The following is a 15,326-nucleotide window of genomic DNA, read 5'->3' on the forward strand; positions in this document are numbered from 1 at the left end:
TACCCCCTCCACTATGGCAGGAAAACTCACTGGCAAAGTTGCCCTCATCACGGGGGCCAGCGCCGGCATTGGCGAGGCCTGCGCCCGCGCGTTGGCCGCCGAAGGCGCCCAGCTCATCCTCACCGCCCGCCGCACCGAACGGCTCGAAACCCTGGCCGATGAACTGGCGGCCCACGCCCCCCGGCCCATCGTCGTCGTTGGCGACGCCCGCGACGAGGAAACGGCCCGCCAAGCCGTGCAAGCCGCCTTGGACGGCCCCGGCCGCCTCGACATCCTGCTCAATAACGCGGGCACCGGCAACTACAAAAACCTGGTGAACACCAGTGCCGACGAATACGACGACCTGATGGACACCAACATGCGCTCGACGTTTCTATTTACGCGCCACGCTGCGCCGGTCCTCATCAAGCAAGGCTCGGGCACCATCCTCATGCTTTCGTCGATGGCCGGCATATACGGCTTTGCGGGCGAGGCGGTGTATTGCGCCACCAAGTTTGCCCAGGTCGGCTTCGCCCAAGCCTTGGACAAGGAGCTGCGCCCCCACGGCATCAAGGTCGGGGTCATCTGCCCCGGCGGCGTCAAAACCGAATTCGCCCTCGGCCGCGGCCGCACCGAAGACAGCGTAGCCCAGTCGGGGATGCTGGAGCCCGAAGACGTAGCCGGGGCCGTGCTACTGGCCTGCACGCAGTCGCCGGGCTCGCGCATCATCGAAATTCAAATGCGCACCATGGCCGAAGGCCTGACCTAAGCCCTCCGCCGGACTATCTCCTTCCATAGCTTACCGAAGCCAGATCCGCTCTGGCTTCAAATTAAAAATGCCCTTCGCAAGCTTACGAAGGGTATTTTTGCTGGTAGGTAAGCGCTGGAGGCCCTACGGCTTCAGCACTACCTTCACGCAGTTCTCCTTCTTGTTGCGGAGGATGTCGTAGCCGTGGGCAGCGTCGGCCAGCGGCAGGTGCTGGGTGATGATGTCGTCGAACTGCACCTTGCCGTCGATGACGTATTAGAGGAGCTTATCGATGTGCTTCTGGGCCGGGGCCTGGCCGCCGCAGATAGTGATGCCCTTATCGAAAATTGGCGCACTGGGAAGTTATCGAACGGCGTAGCGTACGCGCCCACCACCGACACGATGCCGCCGCGGCGCACGGCGCTCATGCAGGTTTCGGTGATTTTGGGTGAGCCTTTCTCCAGGTTCAGCACGGCCTTAGCGCAGTCGGCGAGGCTGCGGTCGGGCTCGAAGCCCACGGCGTCCACGCACACTTCGGCCCCGCGGCCGGTGGTCATGTCGCGGATTTGCTTTACCACGTCGTCGTGGTTTTCCCAGAGGATAGTTTCCACGTTGGCCGATTTCTTAGCCATGTCCAAACGATATTGCAGCGTGTCGACGATGACGGCGCGCGCCGCGCAGCCAGGCCGATTTAGCCGCCATGATGCCCACGGGCCCCGCCCCGGAAATAGCCACCGTTTCGCCGCCGCTCACGTTGCTCCAGTCGATGGCCGAGTAGCCGAGTAGCCGAGTAGCCGGTGGGAAAGATATCGGTCAGGAACAGGGCCTGGTCGTCGGTGAGCGAATCCAGAATAACCCGGGGCCCCAAGTCGGCGTAGGGTACGCGCACGTACTCGGCCTGGCCGCCGTTGTAGCCGCCGTACAGGTCGGTGTAGCCAAACAGGGCCCCGCTTTTTTCGGTCAATAGGCTACCCTCGGGACTGTAATAGTCGGGGTTAGAATTTTCATAATGGCCGGGCAAGTCGTGGTTGTAGAAAAAGCACGTGCCGCAGGCAATAGGGAACGGCACCACCACCCGGTCGCCTACCTTCAGCTTGTTGCCCACGTCTTTACCTACTTCCTCCACAATGCCCATGAACTCGTGGCCGAGCACCATGGGCCGCAGCTGGGGCAGGCTGCCGTTATAAATGTGCAAGTCGGACCCGCAAATGGCCGCGCTCGTGACGCGGATAGTGGCGTCGCGGCCATCCTCAAAATCCTGGGGTCTTCCACAGTGTCGACGCGCACGTCTTTCATGCCGTGATACACTAATACCTTCATGGAATTAGGGTTGATGTTGGGAAAAAGAACAGGAGTTTATCTTTTCCAACGGCCTGCCCCCACCAGGATTACTACCGCTTAGCTTACCCGGGGCCCTACGGCAGCCGGTACACGGCCACGCCCTGGGCCGTGAAGAGGTAGGCGTACTGCTCGCCCACCAGCACCTGGCGCAGGGCCCCGGCGTCGGCCGCAGTGGGCAGGGCTACGGCGCGGCTGGTCAGGTTGTAGAGGTGAAAGAACCGCACTTGGCTACCATCGAGATAATACAATTCGTCGCCCCGGAAGCCCACCATATTCAGCCCCGGCAAAGGCAGTTTTTTCTTGTAATTACCCAGGTTGTCGAATACGTATACGCCGGTGGTTTTATCGACCAGGTACGTGTTATTCTGGTACTGGCGAATAAACCGGAAGTCGGGCCGCGTACGGCCAATGAGCAAGTCGAGGGGCGTATTTTGCACCAGGCGTAGCGTGCCAGGGTCGAACTCGCGCAATGTGAGCGTGCTTTCGTCGAGTAGCCAGATTTGATTGTCGGGGGCCAGCGTGGCCACACGCACCGTGCCGTCGAGGTAGTCGGCCAAGCGCAGCTCACTCAGCGGAGCCAGAAAGCGGTCGAGCAGCACCAGCTGCTGGCGGTCGTCGTAAAAAACGAGCGTGTTGGTGAGGTTGAAGGCTTCGAGCTGGCCCACGTGGCCGGGTTGAGCGGGCGCGTAGGTGTTAAGCGGCAAGCCTTCAGGCCCAAACTGGCGGATGTTGTTGTCGGCATCGGCCACGTACAGGCCCCCGCGCCGGTCGAGCGAGGCCGCGCCGGGATTGGGCAGGCGCAGGGTGCGCACCAGGGCCCAGGCCCCGGTGGCGGGCACCTCAGCCGGCGCGGCCGCGGCCGCCGGGCGCGGGGCTTCCACGGGGGCCACAACGGCGGCGGGGGCCACCGAGGCGGCACTGGGCAGGGTGGCTTGGGCCTGGGCTCCCAGGGACCCAGCGGCTAATAATAGCCCCCCCAGCGCGCGCAATGCGCAGTGGCTACTGTTGCTCAAAGTACCGCAAAACCAAGTCGTTACCATCGTAGTCGGCATACGAGCAATAATTGACCCACTCGCCGAGGTTGACGTAGCGGCTGCCGGGGCCCACGGCCAGGTCGAGGGGCAGGTGGCGGTGGCCGAACACGTAGTAGTCGTGGTGCTGGCGGGCCTCCAGTTCGCGGCAGTACACGAGCAGCCACTCGTCCTCGCCGAAGTATTTGGCATCGACGGCCGTATTTTGAATGCGGCTGCGCTTGCTCCAGCCGCTGGCCAGACCGATGCCCAGGTTGGGGTGCAGCCGGGCAAAGAGCCACTGCGCCAGGTCGGAGGTAAACACCTTTTTCAGGGCCTTGTAGCTGCGATCTTTGGGCCCCAGGCCGTCGCCATGCCCAATATGAAACAGTTGGTTACCAATCTGCTGCGTCACGGCTTCACGCAAAATCGGAATCCCCAGCTCTTCGGTGAAGTAGCCGAACATCCACAAGTCGTGGTTGCCGGTGAAGATGTAAATCGGTAGGCCCGCGTCGGCCAACTCGGCCAGCTTGCCTTGCAGCCGGATAAAGCCGCGCGGGATGGCGTGGCGGTACTCAAACCAAAAATCGAACAGGTCGCCGACCAGGTAAATGGCCGCCGCGTCGCGGGCCGCCATGTCGAGCCAGCGCACAATGCGCTTCTCGCGCACCGCCGACGTGGCCGCGTCGGGCGTGCCGAGGTGAAAATCGGAAGCGAAGTACACCCGGCGGCCGGGCGGCAGGGCCAGCGGGGGCAAGGTGGCGGGCAGTGGGCTCATGCAGCAGCGTCAGGGGCCCCGACGTCGGGCGCGTCGTCAAGGAGGAATAATACCAGCCGGCGCGGGCCATGGGCCCCCAGCACCAGGGTTTTTTCGATGTCGGCGGTGCGGCTGGGGCCCGTGGTGAGCGAGGTCATCGAGGGCAGGCTGGCGCCGTAGCGGGCTTGCAGCCCGCGCAGCGCATCGCCGATTTCGGCCACTACCTGGCCGGTGCGGGCTAGCACCAAGTGCTGGTCGGGGTACACGCTGAGGCGGCGGCCGCTGGCCGTGGCTGGGGCCACCAGCAAGCTGCCGGTGCGCGCCACCAAGGCCTCGCAGGTGGTGAGGCTGGCGTCGGCGTGGGGTAGAAATTCGGTTTCGTCGGCCACAAACGTTACGTGGCCGGTATAAAGCACGCGTTGCAGCGCCGCCTCCCACGCAAACAAGCGGCCGATTTGCTGCTCCTTCAGGTATGCGCTCAGCTGGGCGATAAAATGCGCTTCGGAAGCACAATAGAAAAACACGCCGCCCACGCGCACGAAACTTTCGGCAAACGCCACGGCGAGGTCGGCCGGCAGCGGCGGATGCACGGGGGCCCCAAAATCGGGGCGCGGAGGCTGCGGCGCAGGCTGCGCCAGCCCCTGGCGGATACGGGCCAGCACGGCGGTGCGCGCTGCGGCGGCAGAAGATTCAGGAATCATGCGGTAAAGGAAACAAGGTGACGAAGATACGGCCGGGGCCGGGCCAGCGCGCCGGGGCCCCGGCGCGGCGGTTTCGGGGGCTACGCCGCGCATATTTTACGCGGGGCGCGGCATTTATTTATCCTTACCTTCACGAGCGGTACAACACCAATTCCTTTCCACTTAGCTATTTGCCTATAAAATGACCATTTACTTTCTGCATTCGTTTTATCCAACGTACCAAGTACCGCCGATAGCGCTCACCCTGGCTCCAGGCTGGATTTGCCTCACGCACTCCTATAATGACTGAGTTGGGAACCCGCAGAGCTTGCGAGGCCCAAAAAAACCCGCCCTCGATGACCGAGGGCGGGTTTTTTGTTGAAATAAATGGCTGGCTAAACGCCAGCTACGGCGCTGCCGCTGGGAGCGGCGGCTTCGCTAGGGCCGTTGCCAGTGTCGAGGCCGGGCAGGTGCAAATCGGGTAAATCGCTGCCGATAGTGGTCCCGGCGTGCTCGTTGATTAGTTCACCGGCGGTTTCGCTACGGTCGGTACCGGCCATGTGGGCCTGATAGTTGGTCTGGCCGCCGTAGGGGCGCTTACCCACCAGGCGTTCCAGGTCGTCTTGCAGCAGCACCTCCTTCTCCAGCAACTCCTTGGCAATTACCTCCAGCTCGTGGCGGCGCTCGTTGAGCAGCTCCTTGGTGCGGACATAGGCCTGCTCGATAATCGTACGGACTTCTTCGTCAATCATTTGCGACGTAGCTTCCGAATAAGGCTTCGAGAAGCCGTACTCGTTCTGGCCCTTCGAGTCGTAATAGGACACGTTGCCGAGCTTCGAGTTCATGCCGTACATCGTCACGATGGAGTAGGCCATCTTGGTGATGCGCTCCAAGTCGCTCAGAGCCCCGGTCGAGATTTTGCCGAACACCAGCTCTTCGGCGGCGCGGCCGCCCAGGGCCATGCACATCTCATCAATCAGCTGCTCGGTGTTGTACAAGAATTGCTCCTTGGGCAGGTACTGCGCGTAGCCAAGCGCAGCCACGCCGCGGGGCACAATGCTAACCTTCACCAACGGGTCGCAGTGCTCTAAGAACCAGCCCACGATGGCATGGCCGGCTTCGTGATAGGCCACGATGCGCTTTTCGCTGGGCGAAATAATTTTGTTCTTCTTCTCCAGGCCCCCAATTACGCGGTCAATGGCATCGGTGAAGTCCTGGTTAGTGATGAATTTCTTGTCGCGGCGGGCGGCGATGAGGGCCGCTTCGTTGCAGACGTTGGCAATTTCAGCGCCCGCAAAACCCGGCGTTTGGGCCGACAGCTTCCTGGCGTCCACGTCGGGGCCCAGGGTCAAGGGCTTCAAGTGCACCTGGAAAATTTGGGTGCGGCCGTTGATATCAGGCTTGTCGATGCTGATTTGGCGGTCGAAGCGGCCGGGGCGCAACAGGGCCGAATCCAGGGTATCGGGCCGGTTGGTAGCGGCCAGAATGATAACGCCCGAATCGGTGCCGAAGCCGTCCATTTCCACCAGCAGCGAGTTCAGCGTGTTCTCGCGCTCATCGTTGCCGCCGGGCATGTTACCCTTGCTGCGCGAGCGGCCCACGGCGTCAATCTCATCAATGAAGATGATGCACGGCGCCTTGGCTTTGGCTTGCTTAAACAAGTCGCGCACCCGGGCCGCGCCCACACCCACAAACATCTCCACGAAATCGGAGCCCGAGAGCGAGAAGAACGGCACGTCGGCCTCGCCGGCTACAGCCTTGGCCAACAGGGTTTTACCGGTACCGGGAGGGCCCACGAGCAGAGCGCCCTTCGGGATTTTGCCGCCGAGTACAGTGAACTTGCTAGGGTTTTTGAGGAACTCAACAATCTCCTGCACTTCCTCTTTAGCTTCTTCCAGCCCGGCCACATCCTTGAACGTAATTTTCACCTTGTCGCCGCCCTCAAACAAGGCAGCGCGGCTCTTGCCGATGCTGAAAATCTGGCCGCCGGGCCCCCCGGCACCGCCCATGCGCTTCATCATAAAGATGAAGCCCACCACGAGCAGGGCCAGCAGGCCCCACTTGCCGATGAAGTCGCTCAGGCCCTCGCGCGACTCGATGTTGAGGGCGAGGCGCTGGGGCAAGGGCGTGGCTTTTTGCAGCTGATCAAGATTTTCCTGGAACAGCTTGGCGTCGACGATAGGGAAGTAGAAGTGGGCGTCGCCACTCACTCCAAAAGGCGATTTGCGCACCAGCTCGGTGGCGTACTGGCTTTTGGCCAGGGCGGCCGGCGTGAGCGACAGGTCGACCTCTTTCTCGTTGACGAGGGTAATCTTGCCGACATCGCCGGCGGCCAGCATCTGCTCGAATTTTTGCTGGTTAATTTTGGCGGGCTGGTTGATGTTGCTCACGAACATCACCCCGAACATGAACACGAGCAAGCCCGCCAGCACCCATAGCTGCACCCCGGGACGGGGCGTGGGGCTGGGCGTCGGTTTTTTCCGCTTGTTGGTGCCGTTAGGCGTTTTATCAGACATAAGACACGAGGTTAAAAAGCACGGATTTTTACGGGAATGAGGCCCGGGGCCCGTCGGGGTAGACGCAGCCAGCACGGTTTTACTTTGGGCTAACCGGCCGGCGCGCCATTCGTTGGGCGCCCGGGCTAGTCACCTAACACCAACGGCAACAAAATCCGTCCCGAAAATGCTTAAAAACAAAGCGGCAGGCCCGTGCTAGGCCGTTACCTCTTCGATGTACGAAATTTGGGCATCGCCCCACAATTCTTCCAGCGCGTAGAACTTACGGCGGTCGCGCAGGAAAACGTGCACCACCACGTCCACGTAGTCGAGCAGCACCCACTCGCGGTTGGTGCGGCCCTCGGTCTGCCAGGGATAGTCGCCGGTGACTTTTTCTACTTCTTCTTCCACCGAGCGAGCGATAGCATCAATCTGGGTATCGGAATTAGCCGAGCAGATGATGAAATAATCCGCCACGGCGTTTTTCAGCTCTTTTAAGTTGAGTACGACGATGTCAGAAGCTTTTTTGTCCTGCATGCCGCGCACTACTACGTCTGCCAATGTGTCCGAATCCTGCCGGACCAAGGTGCTTTTCATAAGGTATAATTAGGTTTGAGCCCCGGTTCCGCCGAGGCCCTCAATACAAGTTACACAACAAAGGTGATGGAAATTAGTCCCCAAACCCTGTTCACGGGCCAGCAGCTGCTGTGGTTGCCCGCGTGCGGCTCTACCAACGCGGAGGCACAGCGCCTGCTTGGCGAAAACCGGGCCAGCGAAGGTTGCACCGTAGCCACCGGCCACCAAACCGCCGGCCGGGGCCAGCGCGGCAACCAATGGGAGGCCGCCGCCGGCGAAAACCTGACCCTTTCAGTGGTGTGGCTGCCCACGTTTCTGGCCGCCGGCCAGCAGTTTTTGCTCAGCCAAGCGGTGGCCCTGGCGGTGCACGACTGGGCCACCGCGCTACTGGGCCCCGCCCCCGCACTGCGCCTGAAATGGCCCAACGACCTGTATTACGGCGGCCAAAAGCTGGGCGGCATCCTCATCGAAAACGCGCTGAGCGGGGCCCAGATTCAGCACAGCGTGGTGGGCATTGGCCTGAACGTGAACCAGCTGGTGTTTGGCATCGCCACGGCTTCGTCGCTGGCCGCCCTCACCGGCCGCGCCTACGACCTGGGGCCCCTGGCCGCCCGCCTGCTCGAGTGCCTGGAACGGCGCTACCTTCAGCTACGGGCCGGCCAGGTGGGGGCCCTGCGCCGCGACTATCTACAGGTGCTGTACCGCTACCAGGAGCCCCACGCCTACGAGGTGGCCGGCCAGCGGGTGCACGGCCAGATTGTCGGGGTGGGCGAAGATGGCCGGCTGGCGGTGGAGATTGACGGGGCGGTGCGCCGGTTCGGCTTGCAGGAGATTCGGCACGTGTAGGCAACCTTTTGGCGGGTTTGCGCATCTACCCCGCAGCCCGGCACGGTGCTTGACTTAGGCTGGCTTGGGCCATTGGATGCCGCCACTTCGCGCCCCGTGGCGGGCCTGCTGGCGTGCCCGGCTTTCTTCCGCTTTTCATATTTCATAAAAGATGAAAATATTTACTCCGTTTTTTTTGGCGCTGGCCGTGGGCGCGCTGGCCGCGGCCCAACCGGCCGCGGCCCGCACGCCCAAGCCGCTCACTTTCCTGGCGGGCCCGGCGCAGGGCCCCGGCGAGGCCCTCGGCCTGAGCCTGTATCCCAACCCCAGCCGCGGCTTCGTGACGGTGCAGCTGCGCCAGCCCCCGGGGCCCGCCTACTTGCTGCGCCTGAGCAACGTCATCGGCCAGGAAATCCGCTCCGTGGCCCTGCGCCCCGACACCAGCTTTCCCGGTCTGAACCTGACCGACCTGCCCGGCGGCCTGTACTTCTACAGCCTGGTGGTGGACGGCAAAGTAGCCAGCACCAAGCGCCTGGTGCTGCAAAACTGACGGCCCGGGGCCTTGGGTTGCGGCGGGCTGCCCGCTGATCGCTGCGACGGGTTGCGCCGCCCTCAGGGCCCCGGTTGCGTTCAAAGATTACCGGGCAGCTGGCGAAAAGCCGGCTGCTCGGGTCTAAAAGGCCCCGCCCGCACTTCTTCGTTTCCTGAAAGCAGCCCCCGGCTGCTTTCGGTGTTTATGGACGTGCCGGCGCCCGGGGCTGATCGGGCGGGTGGCCCGGCGCCCGTGCCTACTTTTGAACTTTCCCAGCCGCGCCCGGCCCTTCCTGATTTGCCCGCGGGCCCCCACGGGGTGCCGGGGCCGCACTACTTTTTTTATGCGTTTCCAACGACTAAACAACCTCGTCGGGTGGCTCGTGTTCGCCATCGCCGCCGCCACCTACCTCAGCACGCTCGAGCCCACGGCCTCGTTCTGGGACTGCGGCGAGTTTATTGCCTGCGCCTACAAGCTGCTGGTGCCGCACCCGCCCGGGGCCCCCACGTTCCTGCTGCTGGGGCGGCTGTTCTCGCTGTTTTCATTCGGCGATACCACCAAAGTGGCCGTGCTCGTCAACGCCCTTTCGGGGCTGAGCAGCGCCTTCACCGTGTTGTTTTTGTTCTGGAGCATTACGCGCATGGCCAGCAAGCTGGTGCTGCGCCGCTCGGCCGTGAACACGCCCACCGAGGTGCCCACCAACACCGACACGCTGCTTATTCTGGGCGCGGGCGCCATTGGGGCCCTGGCGTTTGCCTTCACCGATTCGTTCTGGTTTAACGCCGTGGAGGGAGAAGTCTACGCCATGTCGTCGCTATGCACGGCGGCCGTGGTGTGGCTCATGCTGAAGTGGGAAGGCCACGCCGCCGAGCCCGACTCGGACAAGTGGATCGTGCTGATTGCCTACGTCATCGGCCTCAGCATCGGCGTCCACTTGCTGAACCTGCTCACGCTGCCGGCCCTGGGTCTCATCTACTACTACCGCCGCAACCCCAACCCCAACGTGAAAGGCATTGTGCTGGTGATGGCCGTGTGCCTGGTGCTGCTGGCGGCCGTGCTGGTGGGCATCATCCCGGGCCTGCCCACGCTGGCCGGCTACTTCGAGGTATTCTTTGTGAACACCGTGCGCCTGCCCTTCAACTCGGGCCTCGTCATCTTCGTGGTGGCCCTCATCGGCCTGATGGTGTACGGGTTCCGGATTTCGTTCCGGCGCAAGAGTCAGCTCCTGAACACGGCCATGCTGTGCTTCACGTTTATTTTGATCGGGTATTCGAGCTACCTCATCGTGCCCATCCGCTCGTCGTACCACCCCACCATCAACGAGAACGACCCCGAGGACGTGCTGAGCTTCGTGAGCTACCTCAAGCGCGAGCAGTACGGCTCGCGGCCACTGCTTTACGGGCCCCAGTTCAATGCCCAGCCCGACCACAACGAGCCCGGGGCCCCGCGCTACGTACGCAACACAACTACCAACAATTACGACGAGGTGCTGCCCCGCGCCCAGGAAGCCGGCTACCGCGACGAGGACAACATGCTGCTCCCGCGCCTCTACAGCAATTTACCGGGCCACCTCCAGGAATATCAAAAATGGGTGGACGTTCAAGAAGGTGTGAAGCCGACGATGGGCCAGAATCTGTCGTTTTTGTTCCGCTACCAGATGGGCCACATGTTCTGGCGCTACTTCATGTGGAACTACGTGGGGCGCGAGTCCGACGTGCAGCAGGCCGGGGTGGTGACGCCCTTTAGCCCGAGCGCCCACAGCCTGCCCGAGCGCATCGGGATGAGCAAGGCCCACAACAACTTCTTCGCCATCCCGCTGATTCTGGGGCTCATCGGCCTGTTTTTCCAGAGCCGGCGCGACAGCAAGGACGCCCTGGTGGTGGGCCTGCTGTTCCTGCTCACCGGCCTGGCCATCATCGTATACCTCAACCAGCCGCCGCTGGAACCGCGCGAGCGTGATTACACGTTTGCGGGGGCCACGTTTGCCTTCGCCATCTGGATTGGGCTGGGCGTGCTCGGTATCGCCGATTTGCTACGCTCGGTCATTAAGAACGAGGGGCCCCGGGCGGCCATTGCCATTGCGCTGGGCGTGGTAGCGCCGGGCATTCTGGCGGCTCAAGGATGGGACGACCACGACCGCTCGGGCCGTTACAATTCAGTGGATTCGGCTAAGAACCTGCTCAATAGCTGTGCCCCGAATGCCATCCTGTTCACCAACGGCGACAACGATACCTTCCCGCTCTGGTACGTCCAGGAGGTGGAGGGGGTACGCACCGACGTGCGCGTGGCCGTGCTCAGCTACCTGAACACCGACTGGTACATCCAGCAGATGAAGCGCCGCTCGTACCTCTCGCAACCGCTGCCCATCACGATGGGCGACAAGGCCTACGCCCAGGGCACCAACGACTACCTGCCCTTCGCCCAGAACCCGGCCGTGAAGGACGTGGACGTGAAGCAGTTCATCCAATTGGTGCAGCAAAACAACCCGCTGCTGCAAGTGCAGTACCAGGAAGACGGCCCCGGCATCATGTCGTTTCCAACACCAAACTTTTACCTGCCCGTGGATACGACGGCGTTTAAGAAGCTGGGCCTCATCCCCAAGGGCCGCGAGAACCAGCTCGTAGACCGCATGGACTGGAGCATGGGCAAGCGCGGCATCGAGAAGAAAAACCTGGTGATTCTCGACATGATTGCCACCAACAACTGGAAGCGGCCCATCTACTTCAGCTCCACCGTCACGCCGAGCGACTACATGAACCTCCAGCCCTACTTCCAGCTCGAGGGCCTCGCCTACCGCCTGCTGCCGCTGAAGGACCCCAACTACACGCCCCAGGGCGAAGACGGCTACGTGGACCTCGACCTGAACTACCGCGAGCTGATGAAAACTTTCAGCTACCGGGGCCTGACGAACGACAAGATTTTCTACGACGAGAACAACCTGAAGTTTCCGTCGAACTACCGCGACAAGTTTGCCCGCCTCGCCAACACCTACCTCGAGCGCGGCAACAAGGCCAAGGCCAAGGAGGTAGCCGACTATTGCTTGCAGGTGATGCCCGACAAGGCCATTCCTTACGACTACTACTCGCCGCAGCTGGTGCCGGCCCTCATCGCGGGCGGCGAGAAGCAGCGCGCCGACGAAATCCTCGACACCATGACGCGCCGCTCCATCCAGATGCTCTCGTACTACGCCGCCCGCCCCGACGGCAGCCTCTTCGACTACGACCAGCGCCTGCACCTCGTCAACCTCCAGTACGTGTACCGCTCGGCCATGCAGGCCGGCGACACCGTACGGGCCCAAAAAGCATTTGCTGTGCTCCAGCCCTACCTGCAAGGGCAGCGGTAGCGGGGCCGGGGCCCCAGCACCACCCAAAAAGGGCCGGCTCGCATTGCTGCGGGCCGGCCCTTTTTGGGTAGAATTATACTGCTTACGAAGTGGGATGCGAAAACAAAGTAGGGTGCGGGGCTTGCCCCCGCCCGTCCTTGAACGGTTCAGTCGGCTTTCGTTCAACGACGGGCGGGGACAAGCCCCGCACCCTACTTCGTGACGAGTATAACCCCCAGCTTTCTATACCGAAGGCAGCAGCTCGATGGCGGCGGCTAGCGCCCGGGCGGGCGCGATTTGGTCGATGCGCGGGTCGCGGGCCGGGGTGCTGAAATCACCTCGGGCGAAGCGGGCCTCCTGGCTGGGCGGGAACAGGCACCGGCACGGGGCCCCCAGCAAAGCAGCGGGGTACGGGAAGAACTTGCCGTAGTTCTCGCCCATCAGCAGCACCAGCAGGGGCACGCCGGCCTGGGCCCCCAGGTGGGCCGCCACGGTATCGTTGCTGATGAGCAGCCGGGCCCCAGCCACCAGCGCAGCCAGCCCGGGCAGATCGGTTTGGCCGCAGCGATTTTCCAGAGGTACGCCCGGGCCGGCGGCCTGCACCATGCGCTGGGCGTGGGCATCGTCGGCGGCACTACCGGCGATGATGAGTCGGTACCGGGCCCCAAAGTGCCGGTACAGGCCCCGCGCCAGCTGCGCAAAGTGCCCGGTGGGCCAGCGCTTTTGCCGGGCGCTGGCCCCCGGGAACAGCACGATGTAGGGCCCCGCGGCCGCCTCAGCCACCGCCGCTTCGTGCACAGCGGCGGGCAGGCGCAGCGGCACAGCGGCGGCCGTGCCGCCCGGCACGAGGACCAGGGGCGCGTCGGTTTTGATAGCACCGCGCTGCCAGTTTTCAAAGAACTCGCGGTTGCGGTCGTACTCGAACAGCACGGCCGGCGTGCTGGGGAGCAACCGGGTGTAGCACGCGTTGATGAGTTCCACCCAGGGGCCCTGCTGCCCGCTCTGGCTGGCCACGCGCACGGGGGCCCCCAGGAACCGGATGAAGTTTTCTACCGACGCCTCGCGGGCGTGGAGCGGGTACACGATTTCGCCAAAGCCCAGGGCACCGAGGGCCCCCAGGGTTTCGGCGCGGTAGGCCAAATCTTTAGCGAAGCGGCCGAAATCCACCACCACCAGCTCGTCAAATACGTCAGCGTCCCAGGCGCGGGCCAGCGGGGCCCACAGCGCATTGGCCACCAGCGTGAGGCGCTGGCCGCGGCCGCGCACCGCGGCGCTCATTTGGCGCAGCCAGGGCCGGTAGAGCAGGTAGTCGCCGATGGAATCGTTGCGCACCACCAGCACCCGGGCCGGGTCGGGCGGGGCCTGCGCGGCCAGGGCGGTGGCGTCGGCCTGGCTCAGGGCCGCTACCTGGCCGCCCTGCCGGCGCTGGCGGCGAAACTGGCGGAAGCGGCTAATCAAATAGCTGAACATGGCGGCAAAGCTACGGCGAGGCCCGCCGCGGTCTGGGGCAGTCTGGGGCTCCTAAAGCCTGATGCGAACGACGCAAAGAGGGCCGTCATGCTGAGCGGAACGAAGTAGAGCCGAAGCATGACGGTCTTTTTTACGCCCGAACCGCCCCTTAGTCGGGCACGGGGGCCCCTGGGGCCCCAGCCGGCGCGACGGGGGCTGCGGCCAGCAGGATGAAAAACAGGCCAATCAATACCCCAATCTGCGTTTCCAGCGTGTACTCGACCATGAAGGAAAGCGATACAATCGAGTACATCAGCAGCAGCATGAGGTTGCGCTGCCGGATGCCCTCCCACAGCGCGTAGTAGAACCCCAGCACGAACACCAGCAACCCCACCACGCCGTAGGCCGCTAGGTTGTAGAGGAACTGGTTGTGCGGCAGCAAGTAGTGGGCAGGCTCGATGCCCGGGTACATGGCGTGGTACTGCCGGGCCATGGCGGACTCCAGCTCTATCTTGCTCAGGCCCAGCAGCGGGCGCTGCTTGATGAGGGCCCAGGCCACGTTGTACGAATACACCCGCGCCGTGACGGAATAGTAGTTGGCAGCGCCGACGGAATCGAACTGCTCGGCGTCGGAGCGGGTGACGATGATTTTATTTTGAAGCGTGGGAAACAGCAGCAGGCACGCCCCCCCTAGCAGCAGCAGCAGCCCGGCCCCGGCCAGCGCTACGCGCCAGTGCCGCAGCTGCCACCCGAGCCACACCAGCCACAGGGCCCCCGCGGCGTACATTGTCACGATGCCGCTGCGCACGGCCAGCAGGTGCTGGAACAAAAATAGAAGCACCACGCCCGCCAGGGTAGCCAGCCGCAGCCGCGGGGCCAGCTGCTTGTTCAGCGTCAGCACCAGCCCCGCCAGCACGGCCATGCTCACCAGCAGGCTGAACCGAATGTGGTCGGGCACGGTGGGCATCACTTTAGAGTGCAAGTAGCTCTGGTCGATGATGTCCTGGTGCAGCAGGTAGTACGCCGTGGTCCGGGCCGCGGCCCCCAGGCAACCGCCGATGAGCACAAGCCACAGCACCCGCTTGTGCACCGCCAACCAGCTGGGCAACAGCAAAAACGCCACTGGCAGCAGCAAAAACGGCAGCTGAAGCACCGCGTCGCGCTGGAAAATTTCGTTCGCCCAGCCGACGTGCAGCAACGCCGTGCCCACGTGCAGCCCATAAACCAGCACGAAGCTCAGCAGCAGGGGCCAGTGGGCCCGCTGGGCAATGCGCCGGTGGGCCACAGCGTAGCCCACGCCGCTCACAAACAGCCCGGCGATACCGATGCTCGGCAGCACCCGCACGTAGTCCGACACGAAAATTCCGGCGATGATGACCGTGCCCCAAAATACGCCCAGCTGCCGTGCTCTCGTTTCAGAAAAAAACCTCTTCATACGGCAAATGGCGGCCGGACGTGGCACAATTAGTAGCGGGACAACAACGCATGGCCCTGCGGATATCGTGCCTGGCACGAAGCATTTAGGGCCCCTGGCAGGGCTTCGGGGCCGCACCGCACGGCCTCGAACCCCCGCAAAGCAACAACCACTTCCGGGTAGATACGTGAAGCAGCC

13 protein-coding genes are annotated in these 15,326 nt (G+C 63.3%); 4 read left to right on the forward strand and 9 right to left on the reverse strand.

Going from position 1 to position 15,326, the window contains the following annotated elements; genetic code table 11:
- The first annotated feature begins 13 nt into the window (after positions 1 to 13).
- The gene (locus DDQ68_RS11780; RefSeq protein ID WP_109656484.1) at positions 14 to 748 is read left to right on the forward strand and encodes an SDR family oxidoreductase; all 735 of its coding nucleotides are present in this window, start codon (positions 14 to 16) and stop codon (positions 746 to 748) included.
- A gap of 143 nt (positions 749 to 891) precedes the next feature.
- Here DDQ68_RS11780 and DDQ68_RS24425 read toward each other — a convergent pair whose 3' ends face one another.
- From DDQ68_RS24425 to rsfS, 7 genes are all read right to left on the reverse strand, one after another.
- Positions 892 to 1,359 (reverse strand): MDR/zinc-dependent alcohol dehydrogenase-like family protein, encoded by a 468-nt coding sequence (locus DDQ68_RS24425; RefSeq protein WP_342767392.1) that lies wholly within the window; start codon positions 1,357 to 1,359, stop codon positions 892 to 894.
- Between the two features lie 59 nt (positions 1,360 to 1,418).
- On the reverse strand, positions 1,419 to 1,922 hold the full coding sequence (locus DDQ68_RS24430) for an alcohol dehydrogenase catalytic domain-containing protein (RefSeq protein WP_342767393.1): 504 nt from the start codon (positions 1,920 to 1,922) through the stop codon (positions 1,419 to 1,421).
- A 220-nt stretch (positions 1,923 to 2,142) separates the two neighbouring features.
- The gene (locus DDQ68_RS11790; protein WP_109656485.1) at positions 2,143 to 3,057 is read right to left on the reverse strand and encodes an NHL repeat-containing protein; all 915 of its coding nucleotides are present in this window, start codon (positions 3,055 to 3,057) and stop codon (positions 2,143 to 2,145) included.
- Positions 3,058 to 3,067: 10 nt separating this feature from the next.
- Positions 3,068 to 3,856, reverse strand: a complete 789-nt coding sequence (locus DDQ68_RS11795) for a UDP-2,3-diacylglucosamine diphosphatase (protein ID WP_109656486.1) — start codon at positions 3,854 to 3,856, stop codon at positions 3,068 to 3,070.
- Positions 3,853 to 4,536, reverse strand: coding sequence for a LutC/YkgG family protein (locus DDQ68_RS11800; RefSeq protein ID WP_109656487.1), 684 nt, complete (start codon positions 4,534 to 4,536; stop codon positions 3,853 to 3,855). Before DDQ68_RS11800 ends, DDQ68_RS11795 begins: the two co-directional genes overlap by 4 nt.
- Before the next feature lie 374 nt (positions 4,537 to 4,910).
- Positions 4,911 to 7,031, reverse strand: coding sequence for an ATP-dependent zinc metalloprotease FtsH (ftsH, locus tag DDQ68_RS11805; protein ID WP_109656488.1), 2,121 nt, complete (start codon positions 7,029 to 7,031; stop codon positions 4,911 to 4,913).
- Between the two features lie 195 nt (positions 7,032 to 7,226).
- Entirely contained in the window at positions 7,227 to 7,607 is a 381-nt protein-coding gene (rsfS, locus tag DDQ68_RS11810; RefSeq protein WP_068235924.1) for a ribosome silencing factor, read from the reverse strand.
- A 66-nt stretch (positions 7,608 to 7,673) separates the two neighbouring features.
- Between rsfS and DDQ68_RS11815 the strand changes: the two genes are divergently transcribed.
- From DDQ68_RS11815 to DDQ68_RS11825, 3 genes are all read left to right on the forward strand, one after another.
- Complete coding sequence (locus tag DDQ68_RS11815) at positions 7,674 to 8,432, forward strand: biotin--[acetyl-CoA-carboxylase] ligase (RefSeq protein WP_109656489.1); 759 nt, start codon at positions 7,674 to 7,676, stop codon at positions 8,430 to 8,432.
- Between the two features lie 151 nt (positions 8,433 to 8,583).
- Positions 8,584 to 8,961, forward strand: coding sequence for a T9SS type A sorting domain-containing protein (locus DDQ68_RS11820; protein WP_109656490.1), 378 nt, complete (start codon positions 8,584 to 8,586; stop codon positions 8,959 to 8,961).
- Between the two features lie 325 nt (positions 8,962 to 9,286).
- Complete coding sequence (locus tag DDQ68_RS11825) at positions 9,287 to 12,286, forward strand: glycosyltransferase family 117 protein (RefSeq protein ID WP_109658413.1); 3,000 nt, start codon at positions 9,287 to 9,289, stop codon at positions 12,284 to 12,286.
- A gap of 222 nt (positions 12,287 to 12,508) precedes the next feature.
- Here DDQ68_RS11825 and DDQ68_RS11830 read toward each other — a convergent pair whose 3' ends face one another.
- On the reverse strand, positions 12,509 to 13,735 hold the full coding sequence (locus tag DDQ68_RS11830) for a glycosyltransferase family 9 protein (protein ID WP_109656491.1): 1,227 nt from the start codon (positions 13,733 to 13,735) through the stop codon (positions 12,509 to 12,511).
- 148 nt (positions 13,736 to 13,883) lie between these two features.
- The gene (locus DDQ68_RS11835) at positions 13,884 to 15,149 is read right to left on the reverse strand and encodes an O-antigen ligase family protein (RefSeq protein WP_109656492.1); all 1,266 of its coding nucleotides are present in this window, start codon (positions 15,147 to 15,149) and stop codon (positions 13,884 to 13,886) included.
- Between the last annotated feature and the right edge of the window lie 177 nt (positions 15,150 to 15,326).

The organism is Hymenobacter nivis, assembly GCF_003149515.1.
Taxonomy (GTDB): domain Bacteria; phylum Bacteroidota; class Bacteroidia; order Cytophagales; family Hymenobacteraceae; genus Hymenobacter; species Hymenobacter nivis.